The sequence below is a fragment of the Halomicrobium katesii DSM 19301 genome, from assembly GCF_000379085.1.
GTDB classification, from domain to species: Archaea; Halobacteriota; Halobacteria; order Halobacteriales; family Haloarculaceae; genus Halomicrobium; species Halomicrobium katesii.
This window is the reverse complement of sequence record NZ_KB905378.1, coordinates 138,622-154,543: the sequence shown is the minus strand read 5'-3', so window position 1 is coordinate 154,543 and position 15,922 is coordinate 138,622. Positions and strand designations below refer to the sequence as shown.

Genomic DNA, 15,922 nt, shown 5'->3' with positions numbered 1-15,922 from the left:
GCCGGAGTAGCGACGGCTGTCCCACGAATCGAGCCGCCCGCCACACAGACCGCACCGTCGCCGTGTGGCGAATTGTGTATGAGAACTGTGCGGCGCTGTATCCCCTCCCTGCTTGCGCCTCCTGTTCGGTCGGCGCTCGCTGAGGAAGGGGGCTTAGCGCCTCAATTCAGCTAAAAACAGGGTGCGGCGTTACTCTTCGACGACGATCGTGCCTTCCATGCCCGCCATCTCGTGTGGGACACAGTAGTAGGGGTGTTCGCCGGCCGTCTCGAAGGTGTGGACGTAGGACTGACCCGACTGGACGGCACCCTGTCCGTTATCCCATCCCTCGACTGCGGCCGTCTCGGAGTCGAAGTCGCCGGAGGCCCAGTAGCTCGCGTCCGCCGGGAGCGCTTCCTCTCGGGCCACCACGTTGTGGGCTTCACCGGCGACGTGCTCGAAGGCGACCGTATCGCCGACCGAGACGGTCAACTCGGCCGGCTCGAAGGCCACTGCTTGCATCGAGACGACGTGGTCGGCGTCGTCCGGGACGCCGTCGACGACGTTCGGGCCCCCTTCCAGCGACGATTCGGTCTCTTCCGTCTCGGCGCTCCCCTCGCCGTCCTGGCCGACGGGAGCGTCGTCGAGCGCACCCGCGACGGCGAACTGAGCGCGCAGCGTCGCGTCTGCGAGGCGACCGACGGGCACGTCGCCCTCGCCGTCCAGTCCGTCCGCGTACGCTTCCAGCGCCGCCTCGAATCCTTCGTAGGCCTCGTGGTCGGCTTCTTCCAGCGCCTCGTGGACGCGGGCCTCCTCGAAGGTGGCGTACACGTCCTGTACGATGGCGGCAGCGGCCGCGCCGTTCGAGCCGCCGGCAGCGCCGACGATGGCGTAGACGCCGTCGATCGCGGTGCTCACGAACGTCTGGACGGCACTGCGCACGTCGCCGCCCGACTCCGCGGTCGACCGGATCGCGCCCAGATCGGACTCGAACGTCTCGTAGGTCTCGTGGTCGGCGTGTTCCAGTGCCTCGTGGTAGCCCGCTGCACCGCTCTCGAAGTGCTCGAAGGCGGCCCGTGGAATCGTCGCCGCGCGCTCGCTGTCGCCCAGCGTGGCGACGGTAGCGCTGTCGAATCCGCGAGCGACGAAGTACGCGGTCTCGGCCGCGCTCGCGGCGCTGTCCCCGGTGGTGGCCTCGAACTCCAGGAGCGCGTCGAGCGCGCCCTCGTGGTGGGTGGTGACCGCCTCGCTGTCGTCGCTCTCGTAGGCCTCGATCAGGCCGGCCAGGTGCTCCTCCTCGAAGCGGTGGTAGAGCTCCTCGCTGGCCTCTTCGAGCGTCTCGTGGAACCCGAGCTCGTCGGCCTCGAACCGCTCGAACAGCTCCCGGGTGATCGACGCGGCGACCGAGGGCGCACCTCGCTCGTAGCGTTCGCGTGCGTCGGCGAGACGCGCCCGGAAGAAGCCGGCCTGCAGGACCGGGGCGTGGTCGCCGGCCAGCGTCGCGACGCCGGTCCGGAGGTGTTCGTCCACCGTGGCGAGGGCGTCGTCGACGCCTTCGCCGTTCTCGACGGCCGACTGGAGCGACTCCAGGCCGCTCTCGAACCCCTCGTAGGCCTCGTGGTCGGCCTCTTCCAGCGCCTCGTGGGCACGCGCGCCCTCGAAGTCCGCGAAGACGTTCCCGACGACCGTGCCCGCCGTCGCCCCCTCGTCGGCGTCGGCCAGCCACGCCGCGTCCCGGATCCGCGCCCGGTAGGTGGTCAGCGTCGTCGCGTGGGCCAGCGCCTCGCTCGGGCCGCCGAGACCGGCGAGTGCCGCGGCGTCGTACCCCACTGACTGCATCGCTGCGAGGTGACCGGTCCCGGCAACCGACTCGGTTCCCAGCGCGTAGGCACCCGCCACCGCCGCCGACTGGGCCGCGGCGACGGCGTCGGTCACGCCCTCGGCGTCCCCCTCGCCGGCGGCGTGCCGGATCGACGCCAGCCCGGACTCGAAGTCCTCGTAGGCACTCTCGTCGGCGCTTTCGAGTGCGCCGTAGACCAGCGTGTCTTCGAACCGCTCGGTCGTTTCGGTGGCCACGGTCGCCGCCGCCTCGAAGTGACCAGCCTCCCCCAGTACGCGGGCGTTGGCGGCGCGGCTCCCGAGGAGGAGCGCGTCGAGGGCGCGCGTGGCGTCGTCGCCGATCAGGGCCTGCTGGGCGATCTGAAGCTGGTCGCTGGCCGTCGTCGCCGCCTCGGCGGCGGCGTCGGTGTCGCCGTCTTCGAGCGTCGACCGGAGCTCCCCGAGCGCGCTCTCGAATCCCTCGTAGGCCGACTCGCTGGTCCGTTCCAGCGTCTCGTGAGCGCCGTACTCCCCGGTCGCGTTCTCGAACCGCTGGAAGATCGACTGGGCGACGGACGCTCCCGCGGCAGTCTGGCCGGCACGACCGAGCGCGACGGCGTCGAAGAGCCGGGCGCGGTAGACGTTGAGCTGGGCCGAAGCCGCGAGTTCGGGGCCACTCGACTGTGTCCGGTCCGTCTCGGTCGCTTCGTCGCTGCTCTCGTTGACGGTCTCGCCGTCGGTGTCTTCCGAACAGCCGGCAAGTGCAGTCGACAGTGCGACGCCGAGACTCGCGAGCACGTCTCTTCTGTGTTGCATACGTAGTTTTGGCACGCCTAAAGTACATAAGACCGTCGAATTTTTGGCGAGCCTAAAAACTGAGGGTGGTGGATAGAGGGACAGACGGTGGCGGCAGCGATGCCCACAGCCGCCAGGGTATGGCCACGGTGGCCGACGATGCAACTGGGACCTGACACGGTGGGGCTCGACGGCCTCCACGGAGTGTGTTCCCGGAACCAGGGAACGATCACGACCGTCGGCGACCCACGCATTTGTTTAGGACAGCCTAAAAGTAATAAGCCTGTCGGTTTTTCGGAGCGCCTAAAACTAGTACGACAGCTCCACCCGATCGCCAGCGCCGACGCGGAAGGCCTCGTCTCCGCGCCCGCGATTCACCGCGAGCTCGACGTTGCCGTGGCTGCCGACGGTGACGAGTCGCTGGCCCGGGTCCACCGTCGCGTACGTCCGTCTGACCGGTGCGGGCTCGCCGTTGATCCGGACCTGCTGGCCGAATCGGTCATCGATCGCGTCGCCGGGGACGTTCGTGATCGCGTTCCCGAAACCGTCGACGACGAGCACCGCGCCGCTGGCACCGGTCTGACTCACGGTCGGCTCCGGGAAAGCGAGCTCTTCGTAGCCGTCGGCCCGGACGAGATCCGCGACCTCGTGGAGGGAGTCGACACCGATCTCGTGGACGGCGGCCGCCATCGGCGCGAACACGTCTCGGCCGTGGAAGGTCGCACTCGCCGGCTCGTCGGTCTCGATTTCGAAGACCTCGATCACGTCGCCGTCGTCCGCGATCGCCCTGGCGGCCGGGAGCGCGACGCCGTTGTCCGGCGCGACGATCGCGTGGTCGCCGACCCGAACGACGATCGCCGCCCGGTCTGTCCCGACGCCGGGATCGACCACGACACAGTGGACTGCCGGCGGGAAGTACGGCAGCACCTCCCGGAGCCAGAACGCCGCGCCGGGCACGTCCTGTCGCGGGAACTCGTGGCTCACGTCGACGATGCGCGCGTCGCTGTCCCGGAGGATGACGCCCTTCATCGCCGCGGGGTACGGCGAACCGAAGTCGCTACTGAGCGTGATCATCACTCCCCGTCACCGACTTCCCAGCGTTCGACCACGTCGTCTTTGGCGACGGTCCGGATCCGCTGGACGCCGTGTACCTCTTCGATCGTCTCGACGACGGCGTCGGGGACGCGTTCGCGCCACGCGTCCCCCTCGATCATCGCCTCCCGGATGTCGCTGCCTTCCAGCCGTTCTCGGTCGAACATCTTCGACTGTCGGACCTCGATGCCCGCCTCCTCGAACAGCTGGATCACCAGCGGGTTGTTGGAGTAGGCCACGTCGAATGTCGGCGACATGCTCTGGACGTGGCTCACCCACACCGAGTTGCGGTTCAGGTCCTCGATGGGGACCACGTACGTGACCAGGTCGTTCGCGCGCTCGAACTCGCGGACCGCGCGCGTGATCATCATGATTCGCTCGCCGGCAGTGAACGGATCGTGGTCCGTATGCGAATCGCCCGCGCTTCCGATTCCCAGGACGAGCTCGTCGACCTCGGTCGCGATCTCCTCGACGACCGTGTGGTGGCCGTTGTGGTACGGCTGGAATCGCCCGATGTAGAAACCCCGCATACCCCATCTCTGGGTGTCGGAAATGATAAACCCGACGAGTGGTCTCTCTGCTCAACAATCGGCTCCCCTCTTGCGGTTCCACTCGTGTGGCAAGCACGGTCGCGGGGAGAAAGTATATCAGTAGACAGTCCCTCCAATCTGGTGTTAGCAACGTTTGTATGAGCGACAATACCGAGATCGACGACACTCCCGACGACGAGCGGGAGGTGACCGGGACGCCGCCCGAAGACGACGACCCCAGCGCAGCCGACGACGCTGGTGACACTGAAGAGGGTGGCGGGGCCGAAAGTGGCGGCCTCGACAACCTCGGCAGTGAGGTCGAAGTCGAGAGCGGCGCGTCCCTCGACGACGAAGACGGGCTCCTCGGTGGGCTCGGCATCGAGTCGACCAGCGACATCGAAGTCCCCGACCGACTCGTCGATCAGGTCATCGGGCAGGACCACGCCCGTGACGTCATCAAAAAGGCAGCCAAACAGCGCCGTCACGTGATGATGATCGGCTCGCCCGGGACGGGCAAGTCGATGCTGGCCAAAGCGATGAGCCAACTGCTCCCGAAAGAGGAACTACAGGACGTTCTGGTCTACCACAACCCGGACGACGGAAACGAGCCGAAGGTTCGGACCGTCCCCGCCGGGAAGGGCGAGCAGATCGTCGACGCCCACAAGGAGGAGGCCCGCAAGCGCAACCAGATGCGGACCTTCCTGATGTGGATCATCATCGCCATCATCATCGGCTACGCGCTGATCATCCAGGGGTCGGTCCTGCTGGGGATCCTCGCGGCCGGTGTCATCTACCTGGCCTTCCGCTATGGCTCGCGTGGCAACGACTCGATGATCCCGAACCTGCTGGTCAACCGCGCGAACCAGACCACCGCGCCCTTCGAGGACGCGACCGGTGCCCACGCCGGTGCGCTGCTGGGCGACGTTCGCCACGACCCGTTCCAGTCCGGTGGGATGGAGACGCCCAGCCACGACCGCGTCGAGGCCGGCGCGATCCACAAGGCCAACAAGGGCGTCCTCTACATCGACGAGATGAACACGCTGGACATCCGCAGCCAGCAGAAGCTGATGACCGCGATTCAGGAGGGCGAGTTCTCGATCACGGGCCAGTCCGAGCGCTCCTCGGGCGCGATGGTCCAGACCGAACCGGTCCCCTGTGACTTCATCATGATCGCGGCGGGGAACCTCGACGCGATGGAGAACATGCACCCCGCCCTGCGCTCGCGGATCAAGGGGTACGGCTACGAGGTGTACATGGACGACACCATCGAGGACACCCCAGAGATGCGCCGCAAGCTCACGCGATTTATCGCACAGGAGGTCGAAAACGACGGACGACTGCCGCACTTCGACCGCGAGGCCGTCGAGGAGATCATCCTTGAGGCACAGCGTCGTGCGGGCCGCAAGGATCACCTCACCCTCAAACTGCGAGAACTCGGCGGCCTCGTCCGCGTCGCTGGCGACATCGCGCGTGCGGAAGACGCCGACGTGACCACGCGCGAAGACGTGCTCGAAGCGAAAGGCCGGAGTCGCTCCATCGAGCAACAGCTCGCAGACGACTACATCGAACGCCGCAAGGACTACGAACTGACCGTCAACGAGGGCGACGTGGTCGGCCGCGTCAACGGTCTGGCCGTGATGGGCGAGGACAGCGGGATCGTCCTCCCGGTCATGGCGGAGGTCACGCCCTCGCAGGGTCCCGGTCAGGTGATCGCCACCGGCCAGCTCAAGGAGATGGCCGAGGAGGCGGTCCAGAACGTCTCGGCGATCATCAAGAAGTTCTCGGACGAGGACATCTCCGAAAAGGACGTTCACATCCAGTTCGTCCAGGCCGGCGAGGGCGGTGTCGACGGCGACTCCGCCTCGATCACGGTCGCGACGGCGGTCATCTCCGCGCTGGAGGACGTCCCGATCGAGCAGAACCTCGCGATGACCGGCTCGCTGTCGGTGCGGGGCGACGTGTTGCCCGTCGGCGGCGTGACCCACAAGATCGAGGCCGCGGCCAAGTCCGGGCTCGATACGGTCATCATCCCCGAGGCAAACACCCAGGACGTGATGATCGAAGAGGAGTACGAGGAGATGATCGAGATCGTCCCGGTCTCGCACATCTCCGAGGTGCTGGAAGTGGCCCTGGCCGGCGAGCCCGAGAAGGACTCGCTGGTCGACCGGCTCAAGTCCATCACCGGCAAAGCGCTCGAACGCGAAGTGGGCCAGGGCAGCGGCTCACCCAGCCCGCAGTAGAACCGTGGCGCGGTGGGCCGCCTTCGCCGGCCTGCTCGCCGTCTCTCTGTTCTTGCTTCTCGCACTCGCGAGAGCGTCCCAGTCGGCCCTGAGTGGCGAGGACGCCCCCGTCCGCTTTAGGGAGCCCTCGCCACGCGATCCGCGACCGACCGACCCGGTCGTGCCGCGCTTCGAGCGGCCGGTGGCGGACCCGCGAGCGCGGCTGTCGCCCGGAGCCTTGCTCGCCAACGTCGTCGTGACCCAGGGGCTGTTCGGCGCGGTCGTCGTCGGGGCTGCGCTGTACTTCTCGATCCCGCCGTGGGCGCTCGGGATCCCCGAGACCGCGCTCGCCCGTGGGCTCCCCGGCGTCGCCGTCGGGATCGGCTTCGGCGTCGCCCTCTGGCTGGCCAACGAAGCCGCGGGTGCCGTCGCCGACGCGACCGGTGCGGGCTACGACGAGGCCGTCCGCGAACTGCTCGCCCCCGACTCACTGGGTGGATGGGTGCTGCTGCTCGGCGTCGCGCTGCCGACCGTCGCCGTCGTCGAGGAGGTCGTCTTCCGGGGGGCCGCGATCGGTGTGCTGGCCACGGGCTTCCCCGTCTCGCCGTGGCTGCTCGCAGTCGTCTCATCGGTCGTCTTCGGTGCCGCCCACGGCGCACAGGGCAAGGTCGGCATGCTCGTCACCGGTGGACTCGGACTGGCGCTGGCGGCCGGGTTCGTCCTCACCGACAGCCTGCTCGTGGTCGTTGTCGCCCACTACCTCGTCAACGCCCTGGAGCTCGCTGTCCACGAGGGGCTGGGCTACGACCGGCTGACGATCGAGACGCTCACCGGCTAACTTCCGAACGAGAGCTCGGTCTCTCGCTCGACGACCCTGTACCCCTGTGGGGCTAACGGCTCGTCGGGGTATCGCCGCGCGACGAGCCATTTTGTTACTACATACTTAAATTCATCAGAAGATTATATTATCGCAATTTCGAGTAGACTGCTTTTCCGAGGAGGAAAATTGGGACAAGAAGTATCACTAAGATGGAGAGGGCTGCTCCAACTTCAGTAAAAAGACTGCTCGTGTTATCAGAAACCGCGTTGAGTGTCTGAATTCCGAGGAGAATTGTTATAATTGATAGGTATCCTTTGATTTCATCCATACCTAAAGTAATTATCAACATACATAAATATTTTGTGGTATACTATAGGAATTGTATCCTAATTACATACATTTAATACATGTCTATACGAATGGCAATCTGCAATATGGATCGAAGATCGATTCTAAAGACCGCAGGTACCGCCCTATCAGTACCATTCATTAGCGCAACTGTCTCGGGACAAGGGAGTCGTGGGAGACATAAAAAGCATATTCGGAGTCAAATCCAGACGGCGGTTGCTAACCAAAACTTTGAGGAAGCGTATGCTCTCGCTGAGCATGCGGGCTTTAAACTCAAAGCAAATGATTTAACTGGCGAATTCTCGCCGGGTGAAAAATCAGATTCGGTCCAAACTCAAGACTTTTTCAGCCATTATGACTCAAGCGAATCAAATTGCCAATTCGCTCTTACGCAGACTGGCGAAAAATATCGGCAGCGAAGCAGTCAACGAGTCCGTGGATTGGTGCGCCAGCGAGATTCAATGACCGCAGGAAGCCGTAGGTACGAGCGGCCTGTTCCAAGCCCTGCTTGGACAGGCCGCGGAATTTCTCGATCCACGGTTGCAACAACGACCAGAGACACTCAGCTTGGTTGGTGTGAACACCCGCATCTGAGACGTATGCTTCGTCGTGAACCACCGTTCTGTGGTCGTGCTCCATCTGTTGATACGGCGGGTACTCATCCGTCCAGACCTCTCCCAGTCGCTGGGAGAGGTCTTCAGCTTCTTCGATCACTGGCTTGAGTTCGTCCTTGAACTTCGTTCCTTCCTCAGCAGAAACCACGCGAAGCACGTCGCGGCAGGCCGCGACGAGCGTCAGTTCATCACCCTGCTCACCGCTCCAGCGTGTGCGACCGCCCTCTGGCGACCCGCCGCGGGACAGACCGTCCCGCGGTGGGTCGCGTCCCTTGTACCCAGAGCAGACCTGCTGGGTTTCATCGACCTGCGTTGGCCCGTCGAGAGTGTGATCGATGCGATCCCAGACGACGGGGAAGCCGCGCTGGAACGCGGCTTCCACGTCACGAATCGCCGAGTGAATCGTATTGTACGCCCGATCAAGTAGGGAAGCAATTTGATTGATACTGAGCAACGAATCAGCGTAGAGGACGAAGGCGACGAGGAACTCGCCGGGGGCGAGTTCCGCGTCGTAGAACGGTGTACCGANCGTGTAGGTACTCATGAAGCCGCAGCCACGGCACCAGATACGGTCGAGATCGTCGTAGGTTCGGATGGTTGTCGCGCCACAATCAGGACAGGGTGCCTGTTCCCAGATGGTCTTGAGACGCCGCTCGACGATGGCGTCGAGCGGCTCGGGCCGAAACTCCAAAGCGCCAAGCGATACAAGTTGCTGAAGCATCCCGCCGAATGCTGGTTGTTTGGTCACAGCTGATAGCAGGAGACGGGATGCTTTCCATACAACGGAGTCTTTTCGCTAGCTTGAGCAAGAGCGAACGGTCTAAACAGGCCCGAACCGTTGGAGGTTTTTATGACTATCTCTCCCGTTAGTCGAATCGGGATGGCAGTCACAGACACCGACACCCACATGTCGGAGCCGTGCTCGACGTGTGAACGAACGACGCCACACGACGTCTCCGTCCAGATACTGACCGAAAGCACCAAATCGAAGAACGCGGCGTTCTCGCGGGAACCGTATCGCGTCAGTGAGTGTCGAGTCTGTGGCACCACGACAGAGACGCGAATGAACAACGCCTGACGGAGTAGTGTCGGTCTGCACCGGATCGATCGCACGCCGACGTGCGGTCGACCGGGAAAACGGCGACGAGAATCCGTACGCAACGGACATCCCGGCACCACCCACCACCCGCGCCGCCTTTTGAGCGCTCACCGTCGAGCGCCAGCGCACTCGACTGCGGTCCACCGAGAGCGCGTCAGTCGAGCCGCGTCGTCACTTCACAGCCGTCTTCGGTGACGATGATGGTGTGTTCTCTCTGGCTGACGAGTTCGCCCTCGGCTTCCTGGAGGACCGGGTAGCCGTGAACGATATCCTGCTGTTTCAGGCGACGGAGCGCCATCCCCGGACGGGAGACGTCGAGCCACCGGGCCGCGAACGGCAGGGTTTTGAACTCCTCGGTGATCTGGTCGAGCGCCTGTCGGGCCTCGCGGTTGCGGACCGACCCCTCCCGTTCCAGCGAGTAGATCTCTTCGGCCGCACCTTCGTTGACCTTCCCCGTCCCGGTCGTGGCGAACGGCTCGATCGCGACGACCTGTCCAGCCTCCAGGGTCGCACCGCCGGGAATCGACCGGTTGGGGACGTTCGGCTCGGTGTGTTGCTCCCAGTGGCCCAGCCCGTGGCCCGTGAGGTTGACGACGGGATTGTAGCCGTACCCGTCGATAGCGTCCTCGATGGCGGCCCCGACTTCGCCGGTCTCGACGCCGGCCTCGATGGTCTCCAGTGCAGCGGCGAGCGCCTCGTCGGCGGCGGTCTTCAGCTCGTCGTTGCCCGAGAGATCGACCGTGACGGCCGTGTCTGCCAGCCACCCGTCGATGTGGACGCCGATGTCCAGTTTCACCATCTGCTCGCCGACGGTGCGGTCGTCGTCCGGTCCAGCGGCCCCGTGGGCGGCCTCGTGGTCGACGCTGACGTTGACCGGGAAGGCGGGCTCGCCGCCCAGTTCCCGGATCCGGTCTTCGGCCCACTCGGAAATTTCGAGGTAGCCGGTCCCCACTTCGAGTCGATCGGCGGCCTCGTTGCGTACCTGTGCCAGGATCTCTCCGGCCTCGCGGTGTTTCTCGTACTTCTCGGCGGCCAGGTCCACGTCTGTCATGGGTGTGGGTTCGGAACTGTGGGGCAAAGGGTTTGCCGTTGTACGTGAATAGGGGTGTAATGGCTACCAACCGTGAGGGACCGATCTACGCCAGCACGCTCCTGTGGGGGCTCGTGCTCCTGGCGACGGCCGCTGTCATCGTGACCCGCGATCTCTGGTCGGGCGTCGTCGTCTTCGCGAGCGCCGCCGCGGGCGTGGCCGTCGTGACCGGGTTGCTCGCCGTCGTCGAGCGCTTCGACAGCGAACCGCAGTACGACAACAAGCTCGACCCCTGGGACGAGTAGCGACCCGCCCTACCGCGTGGCCGTCTGCATCGCGTCGGTGTTTTCGGCCGCACCGACGCGGCCGGCGTGGTCGAGGACGATCACGCCCGCTCGGCCGCCGGTCGCGTCCGCGAAGGCGTCCACGGCCGTCTGAGCGGCCTGGCTCGGGCCGTGTCGATCGAGCGCCCGAACGGCCTCTTTCGCGAGTCCGAACCGAGCGATCGCCTCTCCCTCGCCGGTAGCGCTCGCGGCCCCTCGCTCGTCGGCGTAGACACCGGCCCCGAGCTGTGGCACGTCGCCGACGCGGCCGGCCAGCGCGAACCACCGGCCGCCCGTCGAGGTCGCGGCCGCCACTCGATCACCGTCGGTCGCGACCGCACCGACCGTGTCGTGGCTCGCACCGAACCGCTCGCGGACCCACGCCAGTTGCTCGGCAGCGTCTCCGCCCGGCGGATCGGCCGCCCGCCAGCGCTCTCGCGTGCGCTCCGTCCACAGGTCTCCGTCCGTCTCGACGCCGACCGTCGCCGCGAACTCGACGGCGCGGTCGCCGGCCAGCAAGACGTGGGGCGTCTCCGTCGCGACCGCTCGCGCCACGTCGACGGCGTGTTCGACACCGGGCATCGCGCAGGCGGCCCCGGCGAGACCGTCGTCGGTCATCACGCTCGCGTCCGTCCGGACGACGCCGTCGCTCTGGACGGTGCTTCCGACGCCAGCGTTGAAGCGGGGGTTCGACTCCAGGACGGCGACCGCGTCCCGGACCGCGTCGAGTGGCGACGCGGCGTCGCTACCCGCACGAGCGGCGTCGTCGAGGACCGCCTGCCGGGCCGTGGGTTCGTCGGGGGCCGATCCAGCGCCGCCGTGGACGATCAGATCCATATGGGAGTCGAGCGCCGCCACGGCCAAAAGCGACCGGGCGAACGAAGCGGAGAGGGCCTGTGTTCCCTGTTACCACGCCCTCGCGGAAAGCGGCACTCCTTTAGGCGCGACTTTCGATTGGCCGGGTATGAGCTACGATTACGACAAGGTCGAGGTGCCTGCCGAAGGCGAGAAGATCGAGGTCGTCGACGAGGACAACGACGAGCTCGACATTCCGGAGAATCCGATCGTCCCCATCATCCACGGGGACGGCATCGGGAAGGACGTGGGACCGGCCGCCCAGAAGGTGCTGGAGGCCGCCGCGAACGCCACAGGCCGCGAGATTTCGTGGATGCGCGTCTTCGCCGGTGAGTCCGCACGGGAGAAGTACGACGAGAACATGCCCGACGACACCGTCAACGCGATCGACGAGCACCGCGTCGCCATCAAGGGGCCGCTGACGACCCCCGTCGGATCTGGCTTCCGCTCGCTCAACGTCGCGCTGCGCCAGACGCTGGACTTCTACTCGAACGTCCGACCGACCTACTACCTCGACGGCGTCCCGTCGCCGATGAAAGCGCCCGAGGAGATGGACATGGTCACCTTCCGTGAGAACACGGAAGACGTCTACGCCGGCATCGAGTGGGAGGCCGGCACCGAAGAGGTCGAGCAGGTCCGAGAGTTCGTCGAGGAGGACATGGGCTTCGACGACGTGATGCACGACGGCCCGATCGGCATCGGCATCAAGCCGATCACCGAGTTCGGTTCCAAGCGGCTGGTCCGCAAGGCCATCGACTACGCCATCGAGCACGACCGCGACAAGGTCACGCTCGTCGGCAAGGGCAACATCATGAAGTTCACCGAGGGCCAGTTCACCGAGTGGGGTATGGAAGTCGCCGACGAGGAGTACCCCGACGAGGAGGTCTTCGCGGCACCCGACTCCCTCTGGGAGACCCAGGACGAGATCGACATCCCCGAGGACGCCGTCATGGTCGAGTCCCGACTCGCCGACGCGATGCTCCAGTGGATGCAGCTCCGGACCGACGAGTTCAGCGTTCTCGCCATGCCGAACCTCAACGGCGACTACCTCTCGGACGCCGCCGGCGCACAGATCGGCGGCCTCGGCATCGCACCCGGTGCGAACTTCGGTGACGCCCGCGTGCTCGCAGAGCCCGTCCACGGCTCGGCCCCGAAGCGCGCCGGCCAGAACATGGCCAACCCGACCGCGATGATCCTCTCGGGCCGTCTGATGTTCGACTACATGGGCTGGAAGGACGCAGCCGACCTCGTTCGCGACGCCGTCGAGGAGACGATCTCCTCGGGCACGGTCACCTACGACCTCGAACGCCAGCTCGAAGACGCCGAGAAGCTCGGCACCGAGGAGTACTCGGACTCCATCGTCGAAAACATCGAAAAGTTGGCCTAAGGCCAGTTTTTCGGGCAGTCAGAACGTCCTGCGTTCTGACGACATCGAGAAGCTCGCGTAAGCGAGTCGCCTGACTCGCGCGGCTTGACACCCTGCCAGCCGTGAACGGGTGGCTTCCGCCCGCTACGTGTCACCGCGTGAACGGCGAGACGCTCGCGCCACCGACGCCGTCGCCGTTCGACTGTTCTCTCGTCTCGGATCGATGCGAGCGTCTACATCAGTCCCTACAGACAGGACACATCCACTCTCGTCCGTTCACTTTCGCACTCGACTGGCACGGCCTCGCCGGACGCCGCCCCGGTTCAGTACACATCCATAGATCTTTATATAAAAATATAATAAAAATATACTAATACGGGAGGGTTCGTGGATAGGGTTGGCTGGCGTGTGATCCGTCAGTTCGAGCACAGTGAGACGATCAACGACAGACGCTTCGGATCGCAGCCGGCCCGGTTGGGGGATGTGGACACCGAGCGGTCGCGCAGACTGTCGGTCGGCCCGACCCGGCCAGCGGGCGACTGCCGAAGGCGACATTCGAACACATGAGAGAGACACGACGTAACATCCTACGGAAGGCATCGGCACTGTCTGCGCTGGCGATCGGCGTCAGCGGGACCGCATCGGCAGCAGATTGCAGCGACGTTCAGCAGTGGCAATCCGGCACCGCCTACAACGGCGGCGACCGCGTCGTTTACGACGACGGTCTCTGGGAAGCCGAGTGGTGGACCCAGGCCAACGAACCCGAAGAGAGCGACTCGGTCTGGACGAAGATCGGCGACTGCGGTGGCGACACCGAGAACGAGGCTCCGGTCGCGTCGTTCACGGCGAGCATCAGTACACCCGCGCCCGGCGAGTCCGTCACCTTCGACGCGTCGGGCTCGTCAGATCCGGACGGCTCCGTCAGTTCGTACGCCTGGGACTTTGGCGACGGCGACACGGCGACCGGAGAGACCGCGAGTCACATCTATGGCTCTGCAGGCGATTACACGGTCACACTCACCGTCACCGACGACGACGGCGCGAGCGGAACGGCATCGACGACGGTGTCCGTCTCGGAGAGCGACAACGAGGCTCCGAACGCGTCGTTCACCGTCTCGCCGTCCTCGCCGACGACGGGCGAGTCGGTGACCGTCGACGCCGCCGACTCCTCGGACGCCGACGGGTCGATCTCGTCGTACGCCTGGGACTTCGGCGACGACGCGACTGCCAGCGGTCAGACCGCGACCCACACGTACGACTCGTCGGGCGAGTACACGATCACACTCACCGTCACCGACGACGACGGTGCGACCGACACCAACGCGACGACAGTCAGCGTCGGCGGCGACGGCGGCGAGTGTAGCGGCGTCTCGGAGTGGGACTCCGGAGCGACGTACACCGGCGGCGACCAGGTCATCTACGACGGCACGCTCTGGGAGGCCAAGTGGTGGAGCAAGGGCGACGAGCCCAGTAGCGATGGCAGTCCCTGGAAGCAGCTCACCGCCTGTGGGCCGCCCGAGCCAGTCACGAAGACGCTGGCCGATCTCGTGCCGAAGCCCGACAGCGTCGCGACCGACGACGACGGCTTCGAGATCACGTCCTCGACGACGATCGTCGCCGAGGGCAGCGGCACCGAAGTCGGACAGTCCCTCGCCGACCTGCTGGGGCCGGCGACCGGCTTCGATCTGTCCGTCGAGAGTGGCTCGTCCGCGTCCGCGGACAGCATCGCGCTGTTGCTCAACGGCGCTCCCTCGTCGGTCGGCGACGAGGGCTACGAGCTGAGCGTCGACAGCGACGGCGTCACGATCCGAGCCAACGAGGCCGCGGGGCTGTTCTACGGCGTCCAGTCGCTTCGCCAGGTACTCCCGGCAGCGGTCGAGGCCGACACCGAGCAGTCCGTCGACTGGGTCGTCCCCGGCGGTTCGGTCACCGACACACCGCGCTTCGAGTACCGCGGCGCGATGCTCGACGTGGCACGGCACTTCTTCGACAAGTCGGTCGTCAAGGAGTTCATCGACCAGGTGGCGGCCTACAAGATCAACCACCTGCACCTGCACCTGACCGACGACCAGGGCTGGCGTATCGAGATCGACGACTGGCCGAACCTCACCGACGAAGGGGCGGACTCGGAGGTCGACGGCGGGCCCGGCGGCTACTTCACGAAGGCCGACTACCAGGAGATCATCCAGTACGCGCAGGACCGCCACATGACAGTCGTCCCAGAGATCGACATGCCCGGCCACACCGGGGCGGCCCTGGAGTCGTACGCGGAACTGAACTGCGACGACACGAAACGCGAGGAAGACACCGGCATCAACGTCGGCGACACCACGCTGTGCATGGACGACGAGCACAAGGAGACGAGCCTCCAGTTCGCGTCGGAGGTCATCAGCGCGGTCGCCGAGATGACGGACGGCCCGTACTTCCACGTCGGGGGCGACGAAGCCGACGTGCTGTCGGATGCCAAGTACGAGGAGTTCATGGACGCGGTTCTCCCGATGATCGAGGACGCCGGAAAGACCCCCATCGGATGGCACCAGATCGCCAGCACGGAGCCCGTTACGTCTGCGCTCCTCCAGTACTGGGGGACCGACGCACAGGCCCCGGAGGTCGCGGCCCGGGCCAGCGAGGGCAACGACGTCATCGCCTCGCCTGCCCACCTCTCGTACCTCGATCAAGACTACAACTATCAGGACGGTGTGGGCCAGGACTGGGCGGGACCGGTCTCGGTCGAGGACGCCTACACCTGGGATCCGGGCAGCTACATCGACGGCGTCGACGAGTCCTCTGTCGCCGGCGTCGAGGCACCGCTGTGGACGGAGTTCGTCGAGACCCAGGACGACATCGAGTACATGGTGTTCCCGCGGCTGGCGGCCATCGCGGAACTGGGCTGGTCGTCGTCGTCAGATATCGGCGACTTCGACGCGTTCAGCCAGCGTCTGGCCCTACAGGGCCCACGCTGGGCGCAGGCGAACGTCAACTACTACCAGTCTGATCTGGTCGACTGGCAGTAGCCGGCCAGCGGGCGCGGGCA

General features: G+C 65.6%; 13 protein-coding genes. 6 read left to right on the top strand and 7 right to left on the bottom strand.

The annotated features are described in order from the left end of the window. Positions 1-189: 189 nt before the first annotated feature. From HALKA_RS0100765 to HALKA_RS0100755, 3 genes are all read right to left on the bottom strand, one after another. Positions 190-2,613 carry a DUF5059 domain-containing protein gene (locus HALKA_RS0100765; protein ID WP_018256200.1) on the bottom strand — a complete coding sequence of 808 codons (2,424 nt, stop codon included), beginning with the start codon at positions 2,611-2,613 and terminating at the stop codon, positions 190-192. A gap of 288 nt (positions 2,614-2,901) precedes the next feature. Then, the gene (locus tag HALKA_RS0100760) at positions 2,902-3,666 is read right to left on the bottom strand and encodes an SAM hydrolase/SAM-dependent halogenase family protein (RefSeq protein ID WP_018256199.1); all 765 of its coding nucleotides are present in this window, start codon (positions 3,664-3,666) and stop codon (positions 2,902-2,904) included. Continuing rightward, positions 3,666-4,214, bottom strand: coding sequence for a nicotinamide-nucleotide adenylyltransferase (locus tag HALKA_RS0100755; protein ID WP_018256198.1), 549 nt, complete (start codon positions 4,212-4,214; stop codon positions 3,666-3,668). The genes HALKA_RS0100760 and HALKA_RS0100755 overlap by 1 nt, the downstream gene beginning before the upstream one ends. Positions 4,215-4,372: 158 nt before the next feature. On the opposite strand from HALKA_RS0100755, the gene lonB reads away from it, so the two are divergent. Continuing rightward, positions 4,373-6,454, top strand: a complete 2,082-nt coding sequence (gene lonB / locus HALKA_RS0100750) for an ATP-dependent protease LonB (RefSeq protein WP_018256197.1) — start codon at positions 4,373-4,375, stop codon at positions 6,452-6,454. Between the two features lie 4 nt (positions 6,455-6,458). Continuing rightward, a complete protein-coding gene (locus tag HALKA_RS0100745; RefSeq protein ID WP_018256196.1) occupies positions 6,459-7,271 on the top strand; it encodes a CPBP family intramembrane glutamic endopeptidase in 813 nt (270 codons plus the stop codon). A gap of 127 nt (positions 7,272-7,398) precedes the next feature. On the opposite strand, the gene HALKA_RS20660 is transcribed toward HALKA_RS0100745, so the two are convergent. Together HALKA_RS20660 and HALKA_RS0100740 are read right to left on the bottom strand one after the other, a co-directional pair. Continuing rightward, on the bottom strand, positions 7,399-7,581 hold the full coding sequence (locus tag HALKA_RS20660) for a hypothetical protein (protein ID WP_155119343.1): 183 nt from the start codon (positions 7,579-7,581) through the stop codon (positions 7,399-7,401). 407 nt (positions 7,582-7,988) lie between these two features. After that, positions 7,989-8,936: an IS1595 family transposase gene (locus tag HALKA_RS0100740; RefSeq protein ID WP_018256195.1), complete on the bottom strand. Its 948-nt coding sequence runs from the start codon at positions 8,934-8,936 to the stop codon at positions 7,989-7,991. A 159-nt stretch (positions 8,937-9,095) separates the two neighbouring features. On the opposite strand from HALKA_RS0100740, the gene HALKA_RS0100735 reads away from it, so the two are divergent. Continuing rightward, positions 9,096-9,293: a DUF7835 family putative zinc beta-ribbon protein gene (locus tag HALKA_RS0100735; protein WP_018256194.1), complete on the top strand. Its 198-nt coding sequence runs from the start codon at positions 9,096-9,098 to the stop codon at positions 9,291-9,293. Between the two features lie 175 nt (positions 9,294-9,468). Here HALKA_RS0100735 and map read toward each other — a convergent pair whose 3' ends face one another. Beyond that, a complete protein-coding gene (gene map / locus HALKA_RS0100730; protein ID WP_018256193.1) occupies positions 9,469-10,365 on the bottom strand; it encodes a type II methionyl aminopeptidase in 897 nt (298 codons plus the stop codon). A gap of 59 nt (positions 10,366-10,424) precedes the next feature. On the opposite strand from map, the gene HALKA_RS0100725 reads away from it, so the two are divergent. Further along, a complete protein-coding gene (locus HALKA_RS0100725; RefSeq protein WP_018256192.1) occupies positions 10,425-10,649 on the top strand; it encodes a hypothetical protein in 225 nt (74 codons plus the stop codon). A gap of 9 nt (positions 10,650-10,658) precedes the next feature. Here HALKA_RS0100725 and HALKA_RS0100720 read toward each other — a convergent pair whose 3' ends face one another. Beyond that, positions 10,659-11,504, bottom strand: a complete 846-nt coding sequence (locus tag HALKA_RS0100720; RefSeq protein ID WP_018256191.1) for an isoaspartyl peptidase/L-asparaginase — start codon at positions 11,502-11,504, stop codon at positions 10,659-10,661. A gap of 127 nt (positions 11,505-11,631) precedes the next feature. Here HALKA_RS0100720 and icd point away from each other — a divergent pair, with 127 nt between their 5' ends. Further along, positions 11,632-12,909, top strand: a complete 1,278-nt coding sequence (icd, locus tag HALKA_RS0100715; RefSeq protein WP_018256190.1) for an NADP-dependent isocitrate dehydrogenase — start codon at positions 11,632-11,634, stop codon at positions 12,907-12,909. Between the two features lie 542 nt (positions 12,910-13,451). Continuing rightward, positions 13,452-15,902 carry a family 20 glycosylhydrolase gene (locus HALKA_RS20655; RefSeq protein WP_155119342.1) on the top strand — a complete coding sequence of 817 codons (2,451 nt, stop codon included), beginning with the start codon at positions 13,452-13,454 and terminating at the stop codon, positions 15,900-15,902. The last annotated feature ends 20 nt before the right edge of the window (positions 15,903-15,922 follow it).

What these genes read in the sequence shown, in the direction of transcription:
- HALKA_RS0100765 (WP_018256200.1), bottom strand. Translation starts at nt 2,613, where the DNA reads ATGCAACACAGAAGAGACGTGCTCGCGAGTCTCGGCGTCGCACTGTCG.
- HALKA_RS0100760 (WP_018256199.1), bottom strand. Translation starts at nt 3,666, where the DNA reads ATGATCACGCTCAGTAGCGACTTCGGTTCGCCGTACCCCGCGGCGATG.
- HALKA_RS0100755 (WP_018256198.1), bottom strand. Translation starts at nt 4,214, where the DNA reads ATGCGGGGTTTCTACATCGGGCGATTCCAGCCGTACCACAACGGCCAC.
- lonB (WP_018256197.1), top strand. Translation starts at nt 4,373, where the DNA reads ATGAGCGACAATACCGAGATCGACGACACTCCCGACGACGAGCGGGAG.
- HALKA_RS20660 (WP_155119343.1), bottom strand. Translation starts at nt 7,581, where the DNA reads ATGGATGAAATCAAAGGATACCTATCAATTATAACAATTCTCCTCGGA.
- HALKA_RS0100735 (WP_018256194.1), top strand. Translation starts at nt 9,096, where the DNA reads ATGGCAGTCACAGACACCGACACCCACATGTCGGAGCCGTGCTCGACG.
- map (WP_018256193.1), bottom strand. Translation starts at nt 10,365, where the DNA reads ATGACAGACGTGGACCTGGCCGCCGAGAAGTACGAGAAACACCGCGAG.
- HALKA_RS0100725 (WP_018256192.1), top strand. Translation starts at nt 10,425, where the DNA reads ATGGCTACCAACCGTGAGGGACCGATCTACGCCAGCACGCTCCTGTGG.
- HALKA_RS0100720 (WP_018256191.1), bottom strand. Translation starts at nt 11,504, where the DNA reads ATGGATCTGATCGTCCACGGCGGCGCTGGATCGGCCCCCGACGAACCC.
- icd (WP_018256190.1), top strand. Translation starts at nt 11,632, where the DNA reads ATGAGCTACGATTACGACAAGGTCGAGGTGCCTGCCGAAGGCGAGAAG.
- HALKA_RS20655 (WP_155119342.1), top strand. Translation starts at nt 13,452, where the DNA reads ATGAGAGAGACACGACGTAACATCCTACGGAAGGCATCGGCACTGTCT.